This is a genomic window from Mycobacterium sp. AMU20-3851 (assembly GCF_043974665.1).
Lineage (GTDB): Bacteria > Actinomycetota > Actinomycetes > Mycobacteriales > Mycobacteriaceae > Mycobacterium.
In genome coordinates this window covers 3,961,493-3,988,107 of sequence record NZ_CP146371.1, presented here as the reverse complement: position 1 = coordinate 3,988,107, position 26,615 = coordinate 3,961,493, and the positions used below count along the sequence as shown (strand labels likewise).

The 26,615-nt window shown below is 60.3% G+C and carries 13 protein-coding genes and 2 pseudogenes; 9 read left to right on the top strand and 6 right to left on the bottom strand.

The genetic code is table 11. The features are described 5' to 3' along the window. Nucleotides 1-22 precede the first annotated feature (22 nt). From V4U86_RS19160 to V4U86_RS19150, 3 genes are read right to left on the bottom strand one after another with little or no spacing between them, the layout of a single operon-like run. Nucleotides 23-3,145: a helicase-related protein gene (locus V4U86_RS19160; RefSeq protein ID WP_395307517.1), complete on the bottom strand. Its 3,123-nt coding sequence runs from the start codon at nucleotides 3,143-3,145 to the stop codon at nucleotides 23-25. A 34-nt stretch (nucleotides 3,146-3,179) separates the two neighbouring features. Further along, nucleotides 3,180-4,919 (bottom strand): UvrD-helicase domain-containing protein, encoded by a 1,740-nt coding sequence (locus V4U86_RS19155; protein WP_395307516.1) that lies wholly within the window; start codon nucleotides 4,917-4,919, stop codon nucleotides 3,180-3,182. Beyond that, nucleotides 4,909-9,594, bottom strand: a complete 4,686-nt coding sequence (locus V4U86_RS19150) for a DEAD/DEAH box helicase (protein ID WP_395312116.1) — start codon at nucleotides 9,592-9,594, stop codon at nucleotides 4,909-4,911. The genes V4U86_RS19155 and V4U86_RS19150 overlap by 11 nt, the downstream gene beginning before the upstream one ends. A gap of 112 nt (nucleotides 9,595-9,706) precedes the next feature. On the opposite strand from V4U86_RS19150, the gene V4U86_RS19145 reads away from it, so the two are divergent. The 3 genes from V4U86_RS19145 to V4U86_RS19135 are packed head-to-tail and all read left to right on the top strand — an operon-like array spanning nucleotide 9,707 to nucleotide 12,752. Further along, nucleotides 9,707-10,537: a hypothetical protein gene (locus V4U86_RS19145; protein WP_395307515.1), complete on the top strand. Its 831-nt coding sequence runs from the start codon at nucleotides 9,707-9,709 to the stop codon at nucleotides 10,535-10,537. Beyond that, on the top strand, nucleotides 10,537-11,511 hold the full coding sequence (locus V4U86_RS19140; protein ID WP_395307514.1) for a hypothetical protein: 975 nt from the start codon (nucleotides 10,537-10,539) through the stop codon (nucleotides 11,509-11,511). The genes V4U86_RS19145 and V4U86_RS19140 overlap by 1 nt, the downstream gene beginning before the upstream one ends. Then, nucleotides 11,508-12,752 carry a BREX system ATP-binding domain-containing protein gene (locus tag V4U86_RS19135; RefSeq protein WP_395307513.1) on the top strand — a complete coding sequence of 415 codons (1,245 nt, stop codon included), beginning with the start codon at nucleotides 11,508-11,510 and terminating at the stop codon, nucleotides 12,750-12,752. The genes V4U86_RS19140 and V4U86_RS19135 overlap by 4 nt, the downstream gene beginning before the upstream one ends. 33 nt (nucleotides 12,753-12,785) lie before the next feature. Here V4U86_RS19135 and V4U86_RS19130 read toward each other — a convergent pair whose 3' ends face one another. Continuing rightward, a complete protein-coding gene (locus V4U86_RS19130) occupies nucleotides 12,786-15,548 on the bottom strand; it encodes a hypothetical protein (RefSeq protein ID WP_395307512.1) in 2,763 nt (920 codons plus the stop codon). A 798-nt stretch (nucleotides 15,549-16,346) separates the two neighbouring features. Further along, a pseudogene (locus tag V4U86_RS19125) lies at nucleotides 16,347-16,640 on the bottom strand (transcriptional regulator); the annotation flags it as partial. A 492-nt stretch (nucleotides 16,641-17,132) separates the two neighbouring features. On the opposite strand from V4U86_RS19125, the gene V4U86_RS19120 reads away from it, so the two are divergent. Next, the gene (locus V4U86_RS19120) at nucleotides 17,133-17,603 is read left to right on the top strand and encodes a hypothetical protein (protein WP_395307511.1); all 471 of its coding nucleotides are present in this window, start codon (nucleotides 17,133-17,135) and stop codon (nucleotides 17,601-17,603) included. A gap of 965 nt (nucleotides 17,604-18,568) precedes the next feature. Here the strand turns inward: V4U86_RS19120 and V4U86_RS19115 are convergent. Next, nucleotides 18,569-18,998: pseudogene (locus V4U86_RS19115) on the bottom strand (DUF1810 domain-containing protein); the annotation flags it as partial. Between the two features lie 495 nt (nucleotides 18,999-19,493). On the opposite strand from V4U86_RS19115, the gene V4U86_RS19110 reads away from it, so the two are divergent. From V4U86_RS19110 to V4U86_RS19090, 5 genes are read left to right on the top strand one after another with little or no spacing between them, the layout of a single operon-like run. Then, the gene (locus tag V4U86_RS19110; protein WP_395307510.1) at nucleotides 19,494-22,058 is read left to right on the top strand and encodes a Z1 domain-containing protein; all 2,565 of its coding nucleotides are present in this window, start codon (nucleotides 19,494-19,496) and stop codon (nucleotides 22,056-22,058) included. Next, nucleotides 22,055-23,041 (top strand): PD-(D/E)XK motif protein, encoded by a 987-nt coding sequence (locus V4U86_RS19105; RefSeq protein WP_395307509.1) that lies wholly within the window; start codon nucleotides 22,055-22,057, stop codon nucleotides 23,039-23,041. Before V4U86_RS19110 ends, V4U86_RS19105 begins: the two co-directional genes overlap by 4 nt. Continuing rightward, nucleotides 23,038-24,927: a hypothetical protein gene (locus V4U86_RS19100; protein ID WP_395307508.1), complete on the top strand. Its 1,890-nt coding sequence runs from the start codon at nucleotides 23,038-23,040 to the stop codon at nucleotides 24,925-24,927. The genes V4U86_RS19105 and V4U86_RS19100 overlap by 4 nt, the downstream gene beginning before the upstream one ends. After that, a complete protein-coding gene (locus V4U86_RS19095) occupies nucleotides 24,917-25,807 on the top strand; it encodes a hypothetical protein (protein WP_395307507.1) in 891 nt (296 codons plus the stop codon). Before V4U86_RS19100 ends, V4U86_RS19095 begins: the two co-directional genes overlap by 11 nt. Then, the gene (locus V4U86_RS19090) at nucleotides 25,804-26,529 is read left to right on the top strand and encodes a DUF6339 family protein (protein ID WP_395307506.1); all 726 of its coding nucleotides are present in this window, start codon (nucleotides 25,804-25,806) and stop codon (nucleotides 26,527-26,529) included. The genes V4U86_RS19095 and V4U86_RS19090 overlap by 4 nt, the downstream gene beginning before the upstream one ends. Nucleotides 26,530-26,615 lie beyond the last annotated feature (86 nt).

Genomic DNA, 26,615 nt, shown 5'->3' with positions numbered 1-26,615 from the left:
GCATCCCCGAGGATCCTTGACATCATGACCTCGCCAGGTAGAGGTTCGAAGTACGGTCGACGTCACGAAGGCTCCACAGGGTCGGCATCACGTTCGGAAGATCGCCGGTGTCCTCTGCCGCCTCGATCAGCAGCGCATGCCTGGGCTCGCCGCGGTCGGCGTAGACCAGCTTCTTGTCTTCTTCCGCTCGTCTTTGCCACGTGTCTATGAATCCGTCGAGCTCAGAACGTGCGGGAACGACTTCCGCAGGATCGATGGTGTGGATCCGAGCGAGGATAAGATCGCGAAGGTCGTCGACCGCTGCGCGGTTCGCTGCAATATTCACGGCATCGCTGTTGCCGCGCAGAGGTTTCACTGTATGCCGGGCAAGTGCGACGAGCACTGCATGTAGGCCTCGATCTCTTGCACGTGGGCTGAACGGTGTCACGCTGGTGGATTCGACTTCGCGATACAGCGCAGAGTGATAGGGCACGAAAGATTCGTAGTGCGACCTGTCGCGCGACCGAGCGCCGTTGTAGATCGTCACGACGAGTCCAGGATGCTGGCGCCCCACGCGGCTGGTGGACTGGATGTACTCGGAAGTGGACTGTGGCTGGCCCATCACCGCCATCAGACCCAGCCTGTCGATGTCGACTCCGACCGAGATCATGTTGGTGGCAAGAATAACGCTGAGGGTGGAAGGGTCCGGAAGGGTGACCTTCATCTGCTTAAGGTAGCCAGGAATGTCCACCGAGCTCGCACGGCTGGTGAGTTCTATCGGGTCGGTTAGTTCGCGGCGAACCCGTCCTTGCTCTGCGAGCAGATCGATTCGTTCCTCGACGTCATCTTGAACCTGCATACGCGCACCCGCGAGGACCCTGAGGCTGTTGAAGTATCCGACGAGCGTCCAGTATGGGTCCTTGTCGTCAGGCTCACCCTCGATCTGTTCGGCGAACTGGAGCAAGGCCGCATAGACCCGCACAAGCAAGGTGGTCTGACTCTTACCGGGTGACATCACACCGACATAGCGGCGGTTGCCCTTCGTCCTCGGATCCGACTCAACCGCGAAATAGGAGTCACGAGAGTCGATCCCGGGTGGGGGAAATTGCATCATTGGTCGGTCGAATAAGGCATTTCCCTGCGCCTGCGCACGGCGGATGGTCGCCGTGGACGCGATGACCTTGGGCTTGATGCCGTTTCGACTCGCCAAGTGATCGACCACCGTCTCGTAGAGGCCGGTCAGCGTTCCCAGCGGGCCCGAAATCAGGTGAAGCTCATCCTGGATGATCAGATCCACACCGGCCAGAGTCGCCCGGTCCCGGTTGAACAGGGCGCTCGCCTTGTCTCGCCACGGCAAACCTGCGAACTTGTCGACAGTGCCGATCACCAGTGCGGGATGGAAATCGTAGACGTCCTCGTCCACCAGATACGCGGGAAGGTGATCGGCGAACTCGCAGTTTTTGTTCTTGCAGTTGATGTTCAGTCGTGCCGGGGCTTTGCCGATCCAGTAGTTGTTCGGACCCATAGGTACCCCGCACCACGGGCAGCTCTGAAACTGTACTGGGTTACCTTCTTTGGGAATCGCAGTGGGAGTATCTCGCAGCTTCTTGATCGCAGTGCCGGCTGCGGCCCGAGTGAGTGGTGTTGCGCTTCTTCCCACGTAGAGGCCGATCGAGATCTCTTCAGTGCCGAGGTCTTTTCGTTGCCGACGTATCGACTCACAGCAGCAGATCAACAGCGTCGCTCGTTCGAACTGTTGGATGGTGAGCAGTCGGAGCGTATAGCGCATGAGTGCGGTGACGCCCGCTCCGCGGCCCGTCAGTCTCCGTAGGAAAACCGTGAAGGCGATCAGGCCGAGGTACGCCTCGGTTTTTCCGCCGCCGGTGGGGAACCACAACAGATCTGCCGTCGTCCGGTCGTCGCTGGTTTCATCGGCGATACCCTCCAGGCAAAGAAGTACGAACGCGAGCTGGAACGGGCGCCATCGCGCAGGAATTTCATCCGGCGACTTTTCGAGGCGTCCGTTGAGTATTCGTTCGCTACGAATTCGCTGGTCGACCATCGCCAAGTTGGTCAGACGAAAGGCCTGGAAGGCGTCAGCGGATTGCTCGAGCAACGTGATGCCTGCTTCGATGCGGTCAGCTGCATCTCGGCACTGCCGGACATGCCGCGTGGCAGTATCGCGGCGACGTCCTTCAAGCGATTGAGCTGCGGACTCCGTCTCTGCGATCCATTCGCGATAGCCGGCCGCGAGCTGGCGCAGTCCCAGAACGATTTCGTTGCGACCCGAGGTCGCCAGTTTTCGCATGTCCAACATGGGAAGGTCGATCTTGGGATTCGAGTCAGCGAGCGGCAAATCGTAACTCGGGGTGAACGTTGTCACGAGGCGAGGCGAGTGACCGTCCGGGTCGGTGGGCGCCCAGGTAACTGAACAGCCGTGTCCAACAGCCAGGTTCGGCACATGGCTGAACAAAAGCTCATTCGATAGGATTTCGTCGTCGTCGACACCAGAATCTAGTGCAACCAGGCGCTCGACGAAGGCAGCTCCACCGTCTAGGGCCTCAATGCGTAGGCATGGCTGGAACACTGCGTCGGCGTCTCGCTCGTCGAACGCCTTCGTCGGCTTACGGTTGTTGATCAGGACGACGGTAACTGCGATCACGCCCGATGCATCCACCGGTCTGATTCTGGTGAACAGGGCTAAATCGTCAGACAACGGCAGGCGCTCACCATGGACAGCGCTACTGATGTCGACTGCGACCGGTTCAATCGCAAGCGCTACACGCTTCCAACGAGGTTCCGACTCACCCTGCTCCAGGGGGAGCGGCGTATAGCGGGCGCCCTCCACGTCGATACGGATGGACTGCGCACGAGCCGAGTCCACTGCAAAACTCAAGCCCATCGACGCAGGATTTCGCACGTTGGCCATCGCCACCGCAGGGTCCGGAATCGCCGACTCGTCGTAACCCTCGTCCTCGTCAATGTCTTCGGCCGCATCTGCCTTGCCTGCGGCGCTCCATCCACCACCGGACGGATACAGGATTCCTGCCACGTATCGGGTGATCGGTGGGTCGGCGATCACCTCAAGGGGTCCGTCGGCGGGCCCGACCAGGTCGGCGACCATCGCGCGTGTGAGCGCGTTCCGAAACTCGTATTTGCCCGTCAAACTCGGCACAATGCCCCCTGACCTTTGCAACTCATCACCAAGTACCTACACCTTGTATCCGACAAGTCGGTACGAGTTGCGTCCCTATTCCCAGTAGCTCCGCCACAGGCCCGGGCAGTGCGGTCGTGGCGATGGCCTCGACGCGGCACCCCTCGATCACGGCCGGTAGCGGTTTCTCATCCAACTCCGACTGCAGTATTTCGCTGAATCGCGGCCTTGTGGAGGCGACCCAACGGCCCGCGTGCAGGACGTCATAGATCGTTCCGGCATCACCGTCGTCACGACGGGCTAGCGTGACTGGATCGCCGCTTACAACCGAGCCGAGTAGGTAATCACTGACCGCAGAAGGATCGTCGTTCGGTTTTATCGCCCCGACGGGGTCGAAAGTCACGGTGTCGACGCCCATGACTTCTATGCCGGTCGTGTACCGGCGTTTGCCTGCGAAACCGATTCGCTTCCATCGTTGACCTCGCTTACTGAAGCTCCAGCGTCCGTCGTCGACCTTGTTCAGGGTCAGCAGATTCAGCCGGGCTCGAGTCATCCCGACGTATAGAACTCGCGCCTCGAACAGCCAATCGTCATCATCGATGTCGAAGGGAACGAGTAGCACCGTGTCGAATTCGAGGCCCTTCGAACGGTGGATGCTTGAGATGAGTACTCCCTCTGCGCCCACCTCGAGCAGCTCGTCCGGCGGGATTCCGCCCGCCAAAGCCTCACCCAACTGCGACAAGTTCAGTACGCCCTTTCTTGGGCGGAAGGCTCTGGATAGTGCATTCCAGGTGACATCGGCGGGCCACGGCAGTATCGGCGCTGCGTTTTCGAGGTCGTTGAGTGTGAGCCGATTCAATTCCGCTGACCGGGTCAATTCACTAAGCCATGAACCGATGACCGGATCGTCGGCACGTCTACGTAAGCGGTGTCGAATACCCTTGTTGTGGAGGACTTCTGAAATAGTCAATGCTTCGCTGTTTCGCCGCGTCAGTATCGCGACGTTGGAGCTGCTGCCGAGCAATGGTGCCGCGTCGTCGATCGAGCCAGCAGCAGGAAGACCACGTGTCGCCCGCACCAAAGCATCGATCGTCGCCCGCGGGTCTGCGCTGTTGTCTCGAAGAGACATTCCTAGGCCGGCGATGCCCAACAGCTGACGGTCCTCCGTCCGATGGTTGGTCGTCAGGTGAATGATGTGGATCTGGCTCCCACACAGGTCGATTACACGATCGACGAAAGAAGGCCCAGCCGCCGAATCGCCGGTGAAGTCGTAGATCGCCTGTGCTTGGTCGGCGAACACGGTGAATCCACAGTCGGTTGTTGTCAGTAACTTCAGGACGAAATCGGCGCGGACGCCGATGAGATCCTGAGCCTCGTCCACGAAAATATGTCGAGTATCGCGTAGCTCATCGATTGACCCTGGCGACAGGAGTTCGGTGGCGCGTGCGATCCGAGCGTCGTAGTCGACTCCGTCTAGATCGGACTGACCGTGGAGTTTCAGCAATTTTGTCGCGAAAGAGTCGAACGTCGTGCTTCTCGCTCGGGAACCGCGGGATGTCAGGGCGGATACCCGGCGTCTGAGAACCCCCACTGCAGCCCTAGAGAAGCTGAGCGACAGAATCTCCTGGCCGGCGACATCCGAGTCGCCGGCTATCAGGAACTCGAGCCGTGAAACCAGAGTGTGGGTTTTTCCGGTGCCTGGTCCTGCGGTGACGATGAGCTTGTCTGCGACCGGTCTCTCAACAACATTGAGTTGTTCGGCGGTCAGGCCGGGGCTATCGAGCACTTACCTGGTCCCATAGGAACTCGAAGTCTGTGAAGGCAAGCCGCCCACCGTATCGTTGCACGTTGTCCTTGACGTCGACGATAAGACACTCTTCGGTGCCACCGTTCTCCGGACCGCGGAGGCCGCGGCCGATCATCTGGAGGTAGAGGTTGGGGCTGTATGTGGGCCGTGCCACGTAAAGTGCGCGTACCTCGGGCGCATCGAATCCTGTTGTAAGAGTGCCGTAGTTTGTCAGGACCCGAACCTTGCGGTCCTTGAACTGCTGGACGTAATGGCGGCGCACGCCCGGTCTGGTCTCGGCTGTGATCGCTGCCGAAGTGATGCCTGCCAACCGTAGTAGTGCCGCCAGCGTCTGGGCGTGCTCGACCGATGCTGCGAACACCAGAATTTGCCAGTCGGTGGGTTGGCTCTTGATGGATTCGACCAATTCGGCATTCCGGTTGGCGTTCGACCCAAGCTCAGCTTCGATCGCACTCGGAAGTTTCTGAAAGCGTTCGAGCTTCGCCATCTGCTCATCGTCGAGGTCGATATCGACACCGTTTATCTGGGCGTGACGAGCACGCGCAAGAATTCGCCGCTCCTGAAGAAGGGTGATCAACTGTTCGGTGTCGTCCTGCGGGAACAGCCCGATGTCGAGGCGCTTCTTCCCATACCGATTCACCAGAATGTTCGTCTGCTGTTCGTTCGCGCCGATGAATGGCGTTGCAGTCAGACCGACCAGAGGGCACCTGTCGTTGCCCTTGGCCTCCAATCCCAGCCACTTCAATAGCCTCGTGGTGGTCCGTGTCGTGGCTCCGCGGTGCGCCTCATCGACCACAACGACAGCGGCTTTCGCGAGCCAGTCGTATGGCTCTTCATCGATTACGGAGACTGTCAACTTCTGAATATTGGCGACGACAACGTGCGGTCTGCCGGGAACCGGCTCCGCACTATTTGCGTCCCAGAGTCTTCCGATAGTAAGCGTTTCGGGCGGTCCCATGGCTCGCCACACTTCGGCAAACGCCTGTACGGCTTGTTCACACAGTTCCTCACTCTGTGCAATCCAGAGCACCGGTCCGTCGATCTCACCATCCCGGAAGTGTTCGACGAGACTCTGCACGGCGACTCTGGTTTTTCCCGCTCCGGTGGGCAGTGACAACATTGCGCGCTTGGTCTTCCCGCGCGAACGCAGAGTTTCACGAAACCGTCCGCTCACCGTTTCTTGAAAGTCGTGCAACGGCTTCAGGTCGATAGGTCCGACGGCTTCGTGTGTCTGTGCCAGCCGGTCTTCGGGAAAGCCAGCGTACTCGCGCGAAAACCCCAGATCGCGGACGAGCTCTTGCGCCGCGCGACCGCCGGCCCACTGAACAGGCGGCATTAAGCCGCGGATCTCCAAGTCCCCCTTTGCCTCACGTAGGATGTCCACGCCGTGCACGGCCAAGGCCATCTCCGCGATCATGTGTTCGTCGGCACGGTGGCCCTGCTGCTCGACGGCCTCGATCAACGCAGCTGGAACGTATCGCCGGAGTGTCTCCGCCCCGAGGCATGCAAGGATGCGGCTGACATCGTCGGGTTGCTCACGGATGTGCTCGAGTTGCTTGCGCTGCTGCTCATCTCGTTGATTCTGCAGTAGCGCTGCGATTTGAGGATCAGTCAATCCGAGTCCGAGTTGGTGCGAGACGAATTCGAGAAGGCCACTGTCATGTGTGGTGGGATCACCGACATCGTCCACCAGCCAGTACACCCTGCCATCGGACAATGCCTTCTCGATCGATTTCGATGTCTGGCCGCCGGCCGCACGGACGGTCCTGGTCAGTTCGCTGCATCGCAGTAGAGTGAGATGGCGGTGCTCGCCCATATTCGGCAACAGTCGCAGACCCGGAAACTCCTCGATCAGTGGTACTTCGGCGGCGCAGAGTGAGTATCCGATTTCGGTGGTGATGAGGTCGCCCTCCGTGCGAAGGCCCCACACCTTGGCGAGTCGATCGACATCTGCCTGATCGGGAACATGGATGATGGGGCTTTCGATCGCGCGAAGTTGTTGATAGACATCGGGATTGGCGATCGCCGTAACCTCCGACGGTGGGCGACTGTCGTGATCCGACCCGATGCGGCATCGTATCTCTTGCGGCGGCGGCACTAGCGTCGCGACGGCGGCGACGAAGCGACCGATGATGTCGTCGTCGGTTTCGGATTCGAGCATCCCCAGCGCAGATTCGATGATGTCTACGGCGCAGTCGTCGATGCAGCTCGGTAGCTCCAGCGCCCTGGTCGCCTCAGCGGACAGCCGACAGTGCGGGAGCAATCGCTCGAAACGCTTCAAGTCAGGCCCGCCGACAGCCGCTGCCACCGGCCGCGGGCCGAGGGATGTAGCGACAAGCCCGAATCTCTGCAGCATCCATATGGTCGGCGATGCCGTCGAGACCGGTGGATTTGTCGCACCGGTGTGTCGCCACGCCCAGCGGCTCTGATCAGGGTTCAGGCGAAGCAGCTCGTCTGTCAACCGAGCGCGGGCGTCGTCGCTGAGTTGCATCAACAGCCCGATGTGGCTGGGAATCGACGTTTGGTCCGAGTCGAGAGTGGCGTCTTTGCCCATGGTTACGCCTGTAGCACGAACCTCGGCTCGGACGTACTCGAGATAGTCCACAAACCAGGTCTGTCGGTTGTCCTCGGTTGCGGTGCCGTCTGAATGAGGATGATCGGTGGCCCCAAGCGCTCGCAGGAGATCCAGGGTGTCGGCATGCCGCTGTTCGTCGATCGTGAATTCAGGATCGGATCCTGCGGCGTCGACGATTGCGCCCGGGAGAAAGGCCGAACCGAGCGGCGTCATGGTCCCCGCCAGAGTGTGGACAGGAATGTCGCCCGGTGAGTGGTGGCGAAGCAACACCTCCACCGCCTGTTCGACGGACATATCGCCGATCCTCGACCAGATGGTGGCCCAATAGCCGCCCTCGCCTGCGTGTGCCGCGAGATAGGCAGCCAGGTCCGCCGTGCGGTCGACGTCAGCGATGCCGAACGTCTCGCGTAGCACTCTCTCTGTGAAGGATCCGTCGACCAGGCGGTCGTCTACCTGGGCGGTGCCGGGGACGTCCGGTCGACCACCGACGAAGAGGCGGTCCCGGTCGGGCGCAGCCAACTCGCCGGTCTGGGTCAGGACAATTCGGGCGGTTTTGACCTCAGCGAAGTCGTAAGGCGACAACTGTGGTTTCAACAACTCGGCTACGGCCAGCGCAGCAGCCGACGTGTCCGGTGTTCCCGCACCGGCGAGCGCTTCGAGCCACTCCGTATATGTGGCCACGGGTGTTTGGTCGGAGCCTTCGTAGGCGGCCTCCAACAGTCGTTCAACCCTGGGACGTCGCTCCCTGGTGTCGGCAGACGAGTGGACCCAGCCGTGTGGTCGGAAGTCATAGGAGCACCATTGCTCGAGTGCATCGGCCGGAATGCGCTCGGGATGCAGACGAAGGTTGCGCGGAACCGCTAGGAGGCCTCTTTGGTCCGGCAGTGATTCGCGCATCGCCGCCAGCTCGTAGACGCGTTCAGTGATTCGTCGGTCTGCCCAGCCGCGCGCCTCCCGTCCACGCGCGGGCATGCGGTCGAGGTGTTTCGCGGGGTCTGTGTTGGAGGTGACATTGTGCAGGTTGTCGACGACCAACTCGGCTGCAACGTCCAGAAGGTATTCGTTAAATGGACCTTTGAGCAGATTCTCGCGGTCGGGGTTGGTCTTCCACGGGGCGTTCAAGATGCCCGACAATGTGGTCTCGAAAGTTGTCGGAAAGAACGCCCAGAACTTTCCGATTACCGATGGTCCCGAAGTGGGTACTGCCCAATCGATCGGCAATCGGTCGCGTTCGGCCCGTTTGCCCGCGTCCTTCCGGGCTTCGTGCGTCGGCTCCACGACACGGCGGAATACCCGCCAAAGTTGATCGTTCGCGCCTTCGATGAGCCGAACTTCCTGACCACCTCGCTGGACCTCGATGGAACGTCGGCGTCCGCTGACCCGGTCGTCGAGTACGAGTTCGGTTACGTGCCGAGTGAACAGCAGAAACTGGGCGGGAAAGTTCTCCAGATCGTCGGCGAGCCAGGTGGTGTCGATCGCAGGTTCGCGCTTCAAGCGGATGACGGTCGCTGCCCACGACATCAGTTCTGCGAGGACCGGGTCGGTCTCCGCCTCCACGGCTGGGTTGACGGGTTGTCCGAGCCGCAGGATCGGGATCGCGATATCGGTGGCCGTGGGCACCGCCTGATCGATCATCGCGCGTGAATAGTCGCCGCTGAATCGGAGGCTGACGGATTTGGAGAAGAATTCCGGCTCGCCGGTCACAGCAAGCACGGACTTGAATCCGAGACCGAAGCGCCCGATCTCATCACCGCGCTTTCTGGACATGTTCGAGCCGAGTAGCGCCTCCAAGCCCGATCTGTCGATCGGGTCGCCCTCGTTGGCACAGTAAAGGTGCGTAGCGGTCAGGATAACTTCGATTCGTCCACCGGCTCGATGCACCATTGCGTCGGCACCGTTCTGGACCAGTTCGTACACCTGCCGGTGGCCGTAGCCCCCTTCGGCTATGCCTTCCTCGATATGGGCGTGCTCTTCGAGCCACTCGGGCCTGCTGGCGTAGGACTGGAGACTGCGATGGTTCGAGTCGATCAAATAGCTCGCCAGCTCGGAATCGATGTCCTGCCAACCACCTGAATGCACTGCCAAGTCCCCAACCTCACCAATTTGTCGTACCTAGCCGGCATCGTATAAGAACGCGGCAGCAATTATCGGTCAGGTTGCGCGCGCTTCTTATAGATGGGAGTTTTCGTCGGTGCAGGATTCGGAACTGTTCGACGCGACTGCGGCACATTCGGCAGACAGCGATCGAAGCTCGTTAGAGCAGCGCCTCGATGAACTCGCAGTGCTCGCCAAGGAGGCGACACAGCTGGCCACGAAGGTCCGCACGGGTTTGAATTCTCTCGCTGAGAACGCTCTCAGCGGACGAACCGGAACAGCATCAGGGCAACTGAAGAGAGTGTCCGATTCGATCAGGGAGCTCACCGACCGCGTCGAACGATTGAGCGCCGTAGAACGAAAGGCCTCCGCCGTTGACATCCGCGATGCCGGTGACAAGTTGGCCCGCGAGGTCATTGAGTTGCTGGATGCGCGGGGTATCACCGTGACAAGAGGGCCGGAGCCGTACTGGCTGGCGTACCCGTCTTGGTTCACCGTCGCGCAGGGCTCGAAGGGGCAGCTGGAAGTGGTGCTCAACGGTGACAAACTGGACTCTGTGCGCCCATCGGTGGTCGCTGACGCGGTCGCCGGAGCCGTGAACGAAAAGTTCAACGTGAAGCAATTTGCGGCCGTGCTCACCAAGATCCGCCAGGTCTTACGCCGTGCAGGAGTCACGACGAGTTCCATCGGCCTCGACGATATCTACGAAATTCTGTCGGAGGACGGCAGCGGTAAGGGACCGCAACGCGGGGGCCTCACCAAGGGTGAGTTCTACTACTCGGTCCATCGCCTCGCAGAGGAGATGGACCGAGCCTCCGCACCGTCGTTACGGTTTCCCCCTGCAAACCGCACTGACATGGTGTTCTTTAGCAAGGAATCTGAAAGCCGCAAGTACCTGTCTGTCGAGTTCTTGGATAGGGGTGTGTGATGATCCCTCTGCACCCTGAGGACTGGGCAGCGGTGATAGGACAGGATCTCGCCGAATTCGTCGGTGCGGGCGGCGCGCTCGTACGCTTCGCGATCGGTGAATCACCCATCGACATTGGCCGAACCAGAACAGCTCTCCGCGGGCTCGCAGACGAATCGAGACTACATTTCTTCGACGTCGATGGAAGCCAGACCAAGCTGCACTACCCGAATGAAATCCTCAAGGCAGTCGCCGAGCAGATCGACTTCAGAGAAGTCATGGCGTCGTTCCTGCTACAAGCCGTTGTCGACGAAGGCTACGAAGTACCCTCCGGTGCAGACGGATTTGTGCTCCGCGAGATCGCGGAGATGAACGGCATCGCAGCAGGCGTCGTCCACGAAATTGTGAATGACCGAATCCGCACGGGCATAATGCGCGATCGCCGATTGGTGCGTGACGTGCGGTATGCCCTGTGGAGCATCGCCCGGGACGTACTACAGGGGAAAGACGTCGGTAGTGCAGGTGGCGTGCCTGAACGGTGGCTTCGTGGAACAGTGTCGGGCGTCCGGGAGCTTCGAGACTTCGGCATCGTGCAGAAAGTCACCCGCTACAACGCACGGGGAATCCTCAGGTCCGTACTGACCTGGCTGCCGCAATCGCAGTGGCGTGGTGCGGTGCTGTACGTCAATGCGCTCTGCCTCGCCCAGTCGCGAAATCCACACGACGGCACAGTCTTCTACACACGAACGACACTGTCGGACGTGTACGAGGTCATGCGGGAGTTCATCGATGAGACCGACGACATGAGTCATGTCTTGTTGGTCTTCGCCATGCCCCGAGAGTTCCTGTCGATCGATCCGCGAGGTCGTGGCATGGGCATGTATCAGGCATTGCAGTTTCGGGTCAGCGGTTTTCCGGAGTCTACTGTGCCGAACCCACTGTCGAACTCGGTGCTCCTCAGCGGTGCAGCCGAGAGGAGGTCCTTCTCGGCATGAACAGACAGACCATTTCGGAACGTCGTGCGATCGAAGCTCTTCGCGCTGGCGTCCCGAACGGCGATGCGGTCCGAGCACTCAGTTCGGCTCAGTCAGAGATCATTAACGCGTTCGATCGGAAGCTTGGTAACGCAGCCGAATTTCACGCCAAAGACGCTACTGGCTTCGTCATATCCGGGACGTTCGGTTCCGGAAAATCCCACCTCGTCGAGGAACTCCACCAGCGGGCGCTGGAAAGCAACTTCGTTTCGAGCAAGATTGCGATCAGCAAAGAGACTCCGTTGCACCTGCCTGCCCGGGTCGTTCAAGCTGCGATCGGGGCCATGCAGGCGCGCGAGAAGCCGGCAGGGTTCCTGCTGGACACGATATTGGGATTTCAGTCGAGTCGTCCGGCTGCGAAGGACCTGAAGAAGTGGTGTGGCACAGCAGAGTCCGGCGTGTCCTCTACGTTCAGAGCTCTATTGGAGCTTCGCGACGAAGGCATCGAGGATCCCGAGGTTATCGACCTCGTGTTGAAGTACTTCAGCGGCGAGACCGTTCAGATTACATCGATCCGGCGCCGGATGGCCGAGTACGGGGTTTCATCGCCCATAGAGGCCGTAACTTCACTAGATCGACCGTGGCAGACGATCCGATTTCTATCGAGATTCTGTCAGGTCAGCGGCTACCGAGGCTGGGTGATCTTCCTTGACGAGACGGAACTGATCTCGAAGTACGGACCAATTTCCAGGGCGCGGGCGTATGCACAGTTGGGTCGTTGGTTGGGGCTGCGCCGTGATCACCGTGTCGACGGATTGGCGGTTCTCGCCACGGTCATCGACGACTTTATGTTCACAGTCCTCGGGTCGAAAGGTGACCGCTGGCAGGTGCCCGAGTTGCTCGAACGAAAGCAGCGTCCTGCGGATACTGCAGCCATCCCGTTCGCCACGGCTGCAATCGCGGCCATTGACGACGCGGTTCACCTCGCACCGATGACAGTTTCGCAGCTTCGGAAGGCGCACAGCATCCTTCGAGAGGCGCACAGTCGTGCCTACGGATGGGACGCCCCCGAGTTGGATATCGAATTCCGCCGTCAGAATCCGATGCGGCTATATGTCCGTCGCTGGATCAACGAGTGGGATCTTCGTCGCTTGTACGGTGTCGAGGCGCCGGCCGACTTCGAAGACGAGGATCTCTCGGTGGATCTCTCGGAGGACGACGAGGTATTCGAGGCGCCTGCTTGGGAGGATGAGACCGACTGACGCACCCTGGGACAGGTTGCTATGCGAGTCGCATCATCTGTTAATCGCGCGAGCCACTTTGACCGCGACGTTCCAAACCTCTTCGGCGTCAAGTCCTTTCACAGGCACGTTTTGTGCCGGTCCGAGTTCGTCCTGTCCAAGTAGCCGCGCGAGATCACCGAAACCGAAGTGACCGGTCACTTTCGGGAATCCGCGCCAGCAGCCTCTGATGGTGAGCTGGCCTTCGGAGTTGATGCCGAGACGGAACGGCGGGTGTCGTAGCCCGAACGGGTACACGAACACTGCACCATACGGGCGTGTGCCGAAGTGCAGGGGAGCGCGAGAACCGAGAGGAGGGAGATTGAAGTTCGCGTCGAGCAGCTCGAGAATGCGTAACAGAAAGGCGCGATCAGACTGGTCGTGGACAGAGTCGATGAAAGTTTGGCGCGTCCAGTCTCCCTCGCTCTTTTGCGGTGAGGTGGATTGCTTCGAGGTTCGCTCGGGAAGCCTGTGTGAGGTTGGTCTGGCCGGCGCGGGCTGTTCTGACGTGGGTGCCGACGATTTTGAAATGCGCAGCGTACCGTGGCCGGGTCCGGACTCTTCGATTATGCGCCGAACCAGGCTGAGGCTGAGCGACGTTGTATCGCTCGCTGAATCGATCGAGGTGGACAAGTCACCGATCCAAGAGGCCAGGCGACGGGCCCGCTCGAGGTCAGGTCGATCAGCGCCGAGGCACTCCATGATCGATTCTGAGATATGTCGAATCACCTGGCCTAACGCAGCCCGATCGACGTGCTGGGCCTTCAGTTCGAGGGGGTGGTCGACATCTTCTTCGCGGCCTTCCCGCACATGGGAATTGGTCAGATTCGATGCCTGGCTGTGCGGCGGTGGTGTATCGGCGGTATGGCCGCTGAGGAAGTAAGCGGTCTCGACATTGAAGTAGTAGGCGATCGCTTCGATGGTGCCGATGTTGGGCAAGGGGCCGGAACCCGTTCGTAGTCTTGCGATGACGCCCTCGGATACCGCCAGGCCATCTTCCTGAAGTGATGCAGCAATCTGCGCGTTGGCGTCCGGGCCGAGCTCACTTCGTGTATCTATCAACTTGTTCAAGCGATCGGCGACGACCATGGCCTGTGGCTCGGCCATTGGCTCGCGATGACCAATGGGCGGCGGGTTATCGCCGATGTCGGGAGCCCGATGCCTACCGCTGGTCGACGGCGGCTCGCCAATCCTCAGTGCGTCACGGCTTACTGCCTTAAGGCCAGTAGCGTGGGCATATCTCGCTAGCTCTTTCTCCGCTTCTGCAGCAGTGTATTCAGTTCCCTGCTGGTCCGTGAGATACAAGTGATCGGGGTTGCAGCAACGACGAGTGGAGCAGCGCTTCCAAACCTGAAATTGGCTACCAGGCAGGGGACGTCGAGCGCACTCGTTGGCAACTTTCCACGCCCAACGGTGGGTGGTGAAGCGTGGGAGCTCTTCGACAGGCCGTTCGTCACCTGACAGACGACATGGAAGTGCGGACGTCGTCGGCGAGATCCAACAGCCCGACGCACTGATGGTGCAGAGCTCGGCCAACTCGGACAGATTTTCTGTGAGAACCGTCGTCTTCGCGGAAAACGCTGTTCGTTCGCCCGCACCCTCATGGATTTTCAATGCTCGAGTGGAGTTGGGGGAGGATCTATCGAGTATCGAGTCGACCTGTTGCTGCGTTAGTTCGGTCCCACCCGGGGCGGCTGGGTAGAGGTGTTCCGGGTTGCAGCAAGTCGTCACATTGCAGCTTCGGTGGATCTGTAGGAGGTGTGGTGGAACAGCCTGGTGGGATCGACCGTTGTCCACCATCCACGCCCAACGGTGCAGCGGGATTCTCGGCAGGTCGATTGGGTTGCTTGCGTCCATTAGGTGCCGACACCGGACAGGTCCGTTGGAAGGAGCGACCCAGCAACCGTCAGGACGGATCTCACAGAGCGCAGCGATCTCTCGGAGACCAGCACCTACGACAAGACCCCAATCTCGAACACCGGTAGTGCACTGTTCGTGGGATTGGACGACCGCTGTGGTCGGGAGGCCTTCGCGTGCCGGTAACGACGAGTTTTGGGAACTTGGCGGTTCGGCCTGTCCGGCCAACGGACGCTGCACCATATCGCCGCTGTGCGCACCGAAGAGATGGTTGGCGACGGGCTCTCTCAGATCTGGCATCAGTTTGTTGAAGCGAATCACGTCATCGACCCAGATACTACGGATCAGAGGCTGCAGCCTAGGTCGAAGTTCTGACAGACCGGCAGCTATTCCGACGTGCAGCTTGATCGCGTTGTTGTGCTTTGTAAGGTCGTGTCTCGTCACGTTGTCGTGAAGAAACGAATCATCGAACAGCAAGTTCAGGCTCCGCGCGGCCCCTGGAACCCGTTGCAACCGTGGCAGGGGATGTTGAGCCAACACCAGGGCGACGTTGTCGATCGCGCGCCGGTAGATCTGTGGGGCACGCTCTATCGCCTCGGGCAGAGCAGTATTCGGGTGGCTGCGCGATGCTGTCCGCACACTTTCGATGGAATCGAAGATTCGGGAAGCCGCCTGAGTCGACTGTCGAAGTCGGATCTCGCGGAACGGTTCCGTCTGCGGCCAGTACATCGCGAAAACCCGCCGAGCTAGATCCTCGAGCGGGACTTCGAGCGTGTTATTCGGCGACAGTTGTTGGGAAACGCAGAAGTCGATCAATGCAGACAAAGTCGCGAGTTTGTACGTCGACGTCCGCATGCCTTGCTGGAGAAGATGCCCGACTTTTTGGTAAAGCGTCGGCGCATCGACGGTTGTCGGCGGCATGAGATCTTCCAATTGTGACGAAGGGGCGGCTACAGCTTCCCACGAGTCTTAAGTCGCATGATCGGCGAGCGCAGGAAAACTCATTCGCGACAATCTCACGCTGCCGTGATGCGCTTATGCAGTGCACGGTCAACGATCGACTCAGGGTGTGGATCAGGCCACTCACAACGGAGGCGATTGCACAGGTCGATTGGTATGGCTACTAGTTCGTGATCTGATGAGGCCGCCAGGACACTTAGTTCGGAGGCAAGCACGAGCAGTCTGCGTGCTCGGGCAGGGGTCACGAGGCCGTTCTTCGATGCAGCGGATCGACGAATCAGCCAACGCCGATACGCAACGGCTCACGTCATCCAGCCGAATGCGAACTGCCGATAGACGCGAGTCGACCGTTATTGGAGGAGTTGGCTGCCCGCTTGAGGCGACCGTCCGGCCCGGGGGCGGCACCGAGGTCGATCGATCTTGAAAATATTCCTTGCCGACATTGAAGAAGAACGCGAGAGCATCGAGAGTCGTGTCACTCGGGCGGCCGGCAATACCAGCGCGGAGCTGCGATATGAGCCTACTTGTAACGGCAAGTCCATCGCTCTGGAGTAGGGACGCAACCTCCTCCGAGGAGTACGGTTCCCCGGTTGGGCTGACCGTCGTCTCGAAAAGTTCATTGAGTTTCTCAGCGAGCTCTTCATTGTCGAAGTCGTCGTTGGCAAGGATTTGGGTCGGTGCTCGGGTTTGGGAAGAGAGCCTTGTACCAGCGGCTCCGTAAGCTTCGCCGGCGGGGCCGGTGACCGTAATTCGATCAGTTTCGCGGCGGAAGCGAGCTAAAGCTTCAAGCTCTCCGTCGAGACGGCCGGCGTAATCGCCGTCGGAGAAGTAGGCAACATCGACCCCGAAGAAGGTTGCGAGCGCTTCCATAGTCGCGGTCGACGGGTTGTCGCGCTTGCCCGAACGCAACTGAGACAAATATGGCGCTGACATCGGGGTCCCGGCGGCCCGAACGCTGGCCACCGCCTCTGCCGAGGTGTACGGGCGCCGCTTTCCAGGTGGATAGACCGTATCGAACAGACGATTGAGTCGCTGAGCGAAAGTCATACTCATACGAACACCCTCCAGATATAACTCGTTTGCTGGGACCACCCCGGACTCACTCTGACGATTGCCGGCATCAGCTTCCTGACTGCTAACGGTATCGAATCGAAGCATGTGTTGACGGGGAGACTTCGACAAACGTCTGTGGCGATGCGAGAGGCCCCGAACGTCAATCCGCGTTGCTTCTGGCGCGGCTGTACCATGTCACGCCCTGGAGTGCCGGTGACGGGCACAAGACGGTGGAGCCAGTCGCGGCGTGACTGTTTGTCCTGTTGCATCGAAGTCGGGCGCGCCCAAGACAAACGGCTCGGCCGGTGGTGCGATTGGCCTGACCAGTATCTGCAACAGCGTCAATATTTGCTCATTGTCGAGCTGATCCCCTGCGAACTGCAGATGTCGTGATTTAAAGTGCTTACGAGTCGTCGATTGGGTCGTCGCGTTATCGGAGTGCCGACTGCGTCCGACGGTGCGGAGCGATGGCAGTGGGATCCGAATAACGAAATGAACGATCTGGGGGCAGTGTTGAGGGACAGGGATTTTCCGCTTCGCGCGGAGATCGTGACATTGCTGCGGCGCGCAGACTGCCACTACGGCAATGCGCTGCGCGACGAGGAGGCTGGTCGGGGTGTGGACCAGGCGGCAGATGAACGCAGTGTGCGGACTGACCGCATCGTTGCGCTCCGGGCGGCAGTGCACAGGGTGGCGAACGGGAAAGCCTCAGTGTCCAAGACACAAGCCGGCCACGAGGACGGCGTTTTGCGTGCGCTGTTGCATTTCAGAAACGAGATGTCTGGAGAACTGCAACAGCATATTGACACGGGGCTAGCGCGATTGAAGGCGGAGTACATCCCAGACCTCAAACCGATCCCGCTCCAGTGCAAGCACGGTCGCACTGAAAGTCGCCCGACCCGCACCGCTTCGCGTGAGCGTCCCTGCTCCTGCGGACTCACCCATGCCGGCGAATGCTGGTAGGCGATCCGTGGAAGTTGCCGTTTTTAGGCAGGGCTCAACGATGAAATTCGGTCAGCAATGGTCTGCGTGGTGTTCTCTTCCACGAATGAACCGCCACACACCCGCCCTGAGCTCCCTGGTCGGGCATTTCGGGCCGCTTCTGGTGCCCCCGTGGATGCACGACGCAAGTAGGACGATCTAGCGGTGTCTGCGGCCCAGTTCCCTTGGGAGCATGTTCTCCCGTACCTGGCTCGGAACAGTACGATCTGTCGTGGCGTACTTGGCCCCTTGGTGGCCACTCAGGGCGACGGGCCATATCAGGAGTCCGAGTTCGACGGCTTTCTCCTTGCATGCGATATCAAGGTCCGCGTCGTAATCGACGACGGCGAACCCCGCCGCCCGTCGTGGTCTTTGGTCGCGAGCGCTGGGAGCAAGAGGACGTCGATTGCCTGTGGGATCAAACGTCCGGAGAGAGTTCGTCTGAGCAAGCGTTGGGGCGTGCAGGCCGGCCCGGGGACTTCGTTGAGTACCACGCGTGCGCAGTGCTATTCGTTGCCTTGAGGTCGGCCCACACCCAGCCCTCATCGGACAGAAGCAGTTTCACCAGATTGAGGCAGTCGCGCAGAAGAGTCAGCTACACGTCGATGTCGAGACGGTCTCCATAGCAGGGGCGCTGACAACCGGCGTTAAAGGGCGGATCGATGTAGGCGAGATTGATCCGCCTCCGGTGGGAATGAGCGGGGTTCGGGCTCTTCGTCGATGCATTCGGCGCATGCCGTGCTTGCCTCGCCATGAATGGTGACGTTCTCTGACTCACAGGGAGGCAGACGCGCGCCTTTTGTACTGCCAGAGCAACTCTGGGGTCGCACTAGAAGGATTGGTCAACGACGCTTGTCACTGCTTTTTCTGCGAAGCCGTCCCAAGAATCGCCGTCGGCCCCGTGCAGGCTCCGGAGGCGAGGCATGGTGTGTGGAGGGCGTCGGCCCCAGCATGCGAAGGGTCGCGAGGTCCCTGCCGCCCTGGTGGTACTTGCGTAAAACCTTGACGAATTCGCTGTTGTCCTCGGAAGCGGCCGCGAACAATGTCATCGACGACTGCAGCTTTGTCGCGTCAACTCCGCTGCCCATGAGCAGGTGGATGTCGCGGACGCTGGACTGCGCGAGGCAGCTGAGTGCAGTGCCGGAGGCGCGGGCCCAACACCGCATGATCGAGATAGGCGATTGCCTCGGCCCTGTCCTCGATGCCGAAATAGTCTGCTGCTCCCATTCCTCCCAAGCCACGCAACTGCGGAAAAACGAACCAAATCCAGTGCGACTTTTTTCGCCCGGCCCGCAGCTCGCGGACGGCCGAGTCGAACCTTCCTTCTGCATTTTGCGCAGATACGAAGCGCTCAAGATCGTCGGGGTCATGCTTCATGAGTTGATGTCCTGCCGAACACCCGTCGCGACGGGGTTGATGGATGAAACACAGTTTGCCAGACGCGCATACTGCGTCAACGCTGGTTACGAGAGACCTGGCAGATCGCTCCTGGACGGATGCGCGGCTGGCCGCCCGGAGTGCTGAGAACGCGGGTAAGAAGCAGTGTTGGTCGGTAGCGAATCGGACCAGGCAAGCTGAAGTCGCATATGTGTATCGGGAAGTCGTTCGTCACGTACGTCGCAGAACGGCTGCGTGAAGGATGGACCCTGACACGGCCGGTCGGGGGAGCTGCCGCGCCGCTGATGGTGTGGCGCGGAGCGCGTGGCGATTCGATGACTTGGATCAGCTTGTCGCCGCCTTGGCCTCTGACAGCAGTACACGTGTTGATCGTCGCCCACGTTCGACAGCGACCTGAGCGTAGACCGAAGTTGCTGCGGGTGTCGGTGATGCCCGCTACCGTCGTCCCCAGTATCAATTCGGGGGAGGAGCCCAGTGGACCCGCTGTACGGAGTGTTCGCCGAGTATGCGCGAAAGCACGGACTCGATCATGCAATGGACAGCTTCGCAACGCTACCTGGTGAGCAGGTGGCGTCGTTTCGTATCCAGTTCGAAAGTGATCTCGCGAGGGTGGAGGAAGGCGGCCCGCCGATCATCACCGCGGGCCGCGACGATTGGTACAGCGGTCCCAGCATGCATGACGCGTTCTGGCCGGCGCTGAAGCAGCACTTCGAGGCCGAAGAGTGGCCGCAAGACCGCATCGACGATGTCGATGCCGCCTCGAGCACGGTCGTCGGACACACGCCACGGCCCAACCGTTCGGGATGGGATTCCAAGGGACTGGTCGTCGGATACGTGCAGAGCGGCAAGACGACCAACTTCATCTCGGTGATGGCGAAGATGGCAGACGTCGACTATCGGATGATCATCGTATTGTCGGGCATCCACAACGGGTTGCGGAGACAGACCCAGGAGCGCATCGACGAAACCCTCAGCGATCTCCATCCGGACAAATTCTTCAAGTTGACCGATGACAATCGAGATTTCCTCACACCCACGCAGACGGCAGCAGCCGTCCTCAGCTCGAACAAGGTTGCGGTCGCAGTCGCAAAGAAGAACCAAGCGGTGCTGCTGAAGATCATCGACTGGCTCGACAACACGTCCGGCCGGCGGGCGCTGCAATCTGCCCCGGTGTTGATCATCGATGATGAGGCAGACCAGGCATCGGTCGCCACGAAGACGATCAACCCGCTCATTCGCCGCATCCTCTCGATGATGCCGAAGTCCACATACATCGGATACACCGCGACGCCGTTCGCGAACGTGTTCATCGATCCTGCGGACGCCGATCTGTATCCGAAGTCGTTCATCTTGAATCTGCCGCGTCCCAAGGGATACTTCGGCCCCGAGAAAATCTTCGGGCGCGACGGAGTCGAGGGTGAAGACGGCGACGGCGAGACCGGGCCCGCCGACGGCTACGACATGGTCCGGCATGTGCCGGAGAGGGACGTGACACTGCTTCGACCGGGTAGCAGAGAACCTGCTGACGAGTTCATGCCGAAGATGACGAAAGAACTGAAAGACGCCGTGCATTGGTTCTGGCTGGCCACTGCGGTCCGGCGTGCGCGCGACGACTTCGGTCACAGCACGATGCTGATTCACACATCAGTCAAGACCCTGGTCCACGAATCGTTCCGAGCCCCTCTGGAATCCATGCGGACCAAGGCGACACATGCACTCGAGGTGGGAGACCCTGACGCACTCGACCGATGGCGAGAACTCTGGGACCGCGAAGCAAGCGTGGTGCCGGCTTCCGACTTCGGGCTGACCGAGTTCTCTTTCGACGAGGTACTTCCGCTGCTCATCGGTGTCGTACGGGACACCACCGTCGTACTTGACAATTATCGCAGTGAGGACCGCCTCGACTATTCGGGTGATCCCGTCGTGGCTATCGCCGTTGGCGGGAACACGCTGTCGCGCGGCTTGACGCTTTCCGGTCTGGTGGTCAGCTTCTTCGTCAGGGCGGCCACCGCGTACGACACTCTGCTTCAGATGGGTAGATGGTTCGGCTATCGAACCGGTTACGAAGACCTGCCGCGAATCTGGATGACGCCGTCCTTGGAATCCGCATTTCGCCATCTCGCCACCGTCGAACACGAGATGAGGGACGATATCGACCGCTACCAGCGGGAAAATCTCACGCCCAGCGATGTTGCGGTCCGTATCAAAACGCACCCCTCCCTGCGCATCACGGCCAAGATGGGTGCTGCGCAGCCCGCGTACATTTCGTATGCGGGCAGGCGGCTACAGACGCGTTACTTCCTCCGTGAAGACCCGGACTGGTTGCAGACGAACTTCGACGCTGCGGCGCATCTGGTGGAGCAGGTGAACTCACGCAGCGACGCCGAACAGCTGAATGCTGCCGACGCCGCCACGAAGCATCTGTTTCGCGACGTGCCGGTCGGCCTGATCAAGGACTTTCTGGGCAGGTACCAGATTCATGCCGATTCTCCGGATCTCGATCCGCAGCTGATGATTCGCTATATCGACGAACAGCTCGCCGCTGACCCTCCGTCGCTCGACGTCTGGTCGGTTGCGATCGTCACCGGCGAAGGCCAACCGCTGAAATTTGGCGGGATCGAGCTGAGGGCAGTGAGTCGATCACGGATGAATGACGGAGACGACGAACGCGCCGATATCAAGACCCTCATGAGTAAGGAAGACCGGGCGTTGGACCTCCCTGGCATCGAGATCACCCGTGCAGAGTCCGAGGACTGGTTGATGAAGCGGCGCAACGAGGACCCGATCTATCGCAGGCGCGGACTCCTCGTGTTGTACCCGATCGACTCGACAAGCCCTCCGCAGAAGGAGTACTCGAAAGTTCCCCCGCCACGTGTTCCGCTGTCGGCAGCTGGGACCGTGGCCGGTTTCGGCATCGTCTTCCCCGGCGATGTGAAGACCAAGAGCGTCCAGGCGTCGTATGTCGCCGTCGACCTCAGTGACGTCGAAACCGACGAATTGGACGAGGCGCTCACGGTCGATACCGAGGCACCGCAGTGACCGAGGCAGGTGACGATCTGCTGGAGCGGGCCTGGTCGGTGCTTTCGTCACCGAAAGACGGCGAACTTGCGTCGTTCCCGCTGGACATCAGCTTCGCCGGGATCGCTTGCCGGGTAGCACGAGACAGCAACCGAGTCCGGCATTTTCTCGTCCCCTGCATCAATGAGACGCCGCCGATCGACAATCGTCCCGCAGTGCTGAGTTCGAGGGTGCGACCTCTGGCATTCGGCGGCCAAGTCTCCGACTATCTCGATGTATCGTGTGCCGATTCCTCGTTGCACCCGGAATTCGACGATGTCATCAGCGACGTACTCGAAGAAATCGATGGCTCGGATCGGCCTGCGACAGATGCAGCGAGGGTTCTTACGCGGTGGCGAAGGCTCTTCAGTAGCCGGTTCGCTCGTGGGCTGTCGCCTGAGGCAAAGCGGGGGCTCTTCGCTGAACTCAGCGTTTTGTCGGCGTTGCTCGACATCGATCCAGACTTTCCGGCGGAGAGTTGGAGGGGACCATTACGAGAACCTCACGACTTCGAAATGCCTACGCGCTGTATCGAAGTCAAGGCCTTGGGGGAGAGCAGTGACAGCTTCATCGTCCACGGCTGGGAGCAACTTGCGCAGCACGGGGGCAGAGAACTGGATCTGGTGCTAGCCACGGTGATAACGGACCCGGACGGGACCACATTGTCCGACCTCGTCGCCGCGGTCAAGCAACGCATAAAGGGGCGAGCAACGATCGCATCGCGTCTCATCGCAGCCGGATGGGACACTGCCGGTTCGGTAGATGACACCGATAGCTTCTCGTTGGGCCCGGTCTTCGTCCTGCACGTGGACGACACGGTGCCACGGCTCGTTCCGGCTTCCCTGCCCGACGGCCAAGTACCGGTGGGATTGTCAGCTCTTCGCTACGAGGTCGATGTGGCTTTCGTGGCTCCGCTGGCCTATGGATCTTCGCTCGAAGCGGCCGCCCAGGGTGCCAGGGAATGATCCAAACCAGTTGGTGGTCACAGCGGTTCGCCCCCGAAGGCTCGGTTGCTGCCGAAGGTATCGTCAAACAGCTCGGACGTCCGGAGATGGATCCTCTCACCGTGCTGGTTCGAGAGGCTGCGCAGAACAGTTGGGACGCACGGTGTGGTAACGGGCCGGTTGATTTCCGAATCAGCCTCTATCGACTGGCTGGAACGGCGGCAAAGTGGCGCCAGACGATCCTGCCTCCCCCGGCCCCGGAATCTCGAAATGGACTGGATGAGGTCCTGAACGCGGACTGCATCATGTTGGTGGTCTCGGATCGCAATACCGTGGGGTTGGGCGGGCCGATCAGGGCGGGAACACGACCGGACCACGGTGAGAGGGCCGATTTCGTCCAGTTCATTCGGAACGTCGGCGAACCACGAGACCAGAAGTTCGGAGGAGGAACGTACGGGTTCGGGAAGGGGATCTTCTACCAGCTGAGTCGGGTGGGTGCGATTCTCGTCGATACTCGGACAGCGCAGGCGACCCCGAGCAGGCGATTGATGGGCGCTGCCCTTGGTGAGAGCTACTACGTGGGAGATCAGCGTTACACCGGACGGCACTGGTGGGGCGCCGACGGTGACGTAGCAGATCCACTGTTGGACTCCGACGCCGAGGCTACGTCACACACGCTCGGTCTACCCGGATTCAGAGCAGACGAGAGTGGCACCGACATCGTAATCATCGCAGCGGATCTGGGACTGACCGGTGGTGAGCCCGACAGTCCACCGCGAACGCTGGAACAGGCAGCAGAGTACTTGGGCTCGTCGATGCTCTGGCATCTATGGCCCAAGTTTGTCGCGAACGAGGACGATCGATACATGAGATTTGTTGTCTCTGTAAATGGCCGCGATATCGAGTTACCTTCACCCGAGTCGCTGGATGAGTTCAAGCCGTTCGTCGAGTCGCTCCGCGAAGTTCGCGCACAAGGTGGGGCCGCATATGCCAGGACCGTCGCGCCGCGGGTGGCCGGCTACTTCTCGTTGAGACAGACGACGGCGAAAGCGCCTGCAGGCCCTCTGGTTGTCGACGCGGCACGGCCATTCGAGGGTCCTCCGCATCACGTCGCGCGGATGCGGGCTCCGGAGCTGGTTGTCGATTACTTCCCGACCGACACGCACTCAGATGCCCGGCTGGCGTACGGGGCGGTGTTCAAAGCATCGCCGGAAGCTGACGAGGCATTCGCCCTGTCGGAGCCTCCGACCCACGATGCGTGGATCTCCCGCGGCCTCGCTGGAACTGACAGAGGAGTTGTGCAGGGCTTGGCAAAATTCCTCAATCGTGAGGTGCGGAGCATTGTTTCACCGCACACTACGGCAGCCGGGGACCATGCTAACGGTCTCGGGGAACTGTCCTCGCGACTAGGAACCCTGATACCGACATTTGAAGTATGGTCCGATGAACACGCAGTTTCTTCAGGTGAAGCCCGATCGCCAGGCAATCCGATCAATGGAAAGCAATCTGGCGTGAAATCGGGTTCGGAGACGGGCTCAGGCAGGCGGAAGCCGTTGCGCAAACCGCGGATTGTTGGCATTCCTCGGGTCGAAGTCCACGGTGAGGTGCCACTTTTTGTTGCAACGGTCGATCTTCCCCCGTCCGACGGTCAGCGTAGGGTGCGCGCAGGTATCGACATCGTCATCGAAGGAGGAAAGGTCGAAGCCGAACCGCCAGAGGGCGCGGACATGCCGAAGATCATCGAATGGCGTTCTGTGTCTACAGCAGAGTCGACTTCGGGACCTGTTCTCACCGTTGAGCCCGATGGACAAACCGAATGGAAGGTCTACGCGAGCTACGTGGCGGACGCTGTGGTCCGGTTCAGATTGAATGAGCTGACGTCGGACGGAGGCCGGCATGCGCAATGATGTGCGTCCATATTTCGTTCCCTCGGATGAATCGGTGGCGTGGGGCGAATGGACGTTGGTTGACGGTGAGGGACATCTGCCGCTGCCCGGATATGTCGAAGGTTGGGAGCCCGGGACCAATCTCCGCATTCGCCGAGATATCGCGATCGACAGAGAGCGGTTCGAATCGGAAACGCAGTGCGCCTTGGAACATTGCCACGTATACCTCGCGTGGCTCAGTTCGACGACAGGCATGGTTGCTTCGGCTCGACCGGCGAGGATATCGGGCGCCGGGCGTGGAACCATCGACGTCGAACTGATCGGGGAAAGAATAGCGGGAACTCTCAGTCTCTTCTCCCGGATCGTCTTTGCGTCGCGACCGGCAGGAGAGGCCCCGATCGGTGCCGCCCGTTTCCCGGGATCGATTCTTGCAGAGGACAGGCAGCTGCTGACGCTTGAGCAACCGTCACCCATGTTTCCGACCCAGATGGTGGACTTTGCCCGGACGTACCATTCCGCCGATGCGAGTTGGCACCTGGACATTGAAGGGGACCTCGAGTCGCCGTTCATAGGAGCGGTGCTGTTGCAGATCAACAGCAGAGATACTGCATTGCGAGAAGCGATTTCGCGCAGCGGGCCGATAGACGACGTGCAGCGGATTCTGATAGATGAACTCGAGTCGGGAGTTTCCGCACTGCTGATCGACGTGGCGATTGCGAACCGGGACGAACTGACCGGGAAGGATTGGCCGATCGGCAGCGTAGGCGACGTCCTCAAGAACACCCTGCTCAGGGCCAACCTTGCGGACACCATGACCCCCTCTCCGCGGGAGCTGAACGACTTTCGGACGCAAATCGCAGGGGCAGTCCGAAAGATGGGTCACGGGAGGCTGTTCCGGTGAGCAACTGGCCACAGATCTCAGCCGGCGTCGCCGAGTTGGAGTACCGGGGCTTCGTCGAGTCGGTGGACGAGCCGAAACCTCGTAGCCGCCATTCCGACCAGATCTACTCGCCGGTTGGGGCACGGGCGACAGACGCTTCCGTGCAGCAACTGATCGACGAACTGGAAGTGATCGCTCGCGGCTATGGCTATCCCGAGTCTTCGTCTCCGGAATCACGGACCCAGTTCGATCGAGATGCAGCTATCGTGTTGCGTGAGCATATGAACATCAGCTGGGCCGATGCGGGTAACACCCGACTCTGGTCGTTCATCTCACTGATCGCCCTACCACACCTGACGAAGTGGAGATTTGGCTTCGACAACCGAGAACGTTGGATCGCCAGTGACCTGACCCGGCACACTTGGGCGCGGTTATGGTGGCAGGCTGTAATTTTCGAGAACCACTACGGTCTGTACAAGCGACTCAATGAAAGCGAGCTCAATCAGCTTCAGGAGCGACGCGTCATCGGTGGCGACCCTCGACTCATTTCTGCCTTCGCGTATTCCATCTTGGAAGCAAGCCCGAATGGTTCACGCCGCCGGTTGATACGGGATGCGACCAAAAGAATGAATCGAATACTCGCCTTTGTGGATCCACTTGCACTGGACGACAAGCAGATTCGTGCGATGTGTGATGGGCTGGTGGTGGAGTCGATGGAGCAGATCGCGCGAGCCGGTGGGTAGTAGACATTGTGTATCTTGGGCTCATCTGGCGCGCTGCTAGCGATGGATTCCACGGCGCGGAGAATCGATACTACAGTGCACGGCAC

What these genes read in the sequence shown, in the direction of transcription:
- V4U86_RS19140 (WP_395307514.1), top strand. Translation starts at nt 10,537, where the DNA reads ATGATCCCTCTGCACCCTGAGGACTGGGCAGCGGTGATAGGACAGGAT.
- V4U86_RS19135 (WP_395307513.1), top strand. Translation starts at nt 11,508, where the DNA reads ATGAACAGACAGACCATTTCGGAACGTCGTGCGATCGAAGCTCTTCGC.
- V4U86_RS19130 (WP_395307512.1), bottom strand. Translation starts at nt 15,548, where the DNA reads ATGCCGCCGACAACCGTCGATGCGCCGACGCTTTACCAAAAAGTCGGG.
- V4U86_RS19120 (WP_395307511.1), top strand. Translation starts at nt 17,133, where the DNA reads ATGAACGATCTGGGGGCAGTGTTGAGGGACAGGGATTTTCCGCTTCGC.
- V4U86_RS19100 (WP_395307508.1), top strand. Translation starts at nt 23,038, where the DNA reads ATGATCCAAACCAGTTGGTGGTCACAGCGGTTCGCCCCCGAAGGCTCG.
- V4U86_RS19095 (WP_395307507.1), top strand. Translation starts at nt 24,917, where the DNA reads ATGCGCAATGATGTGCGTCCATATTTCGTTCCCTCGGATGAATCGGTG.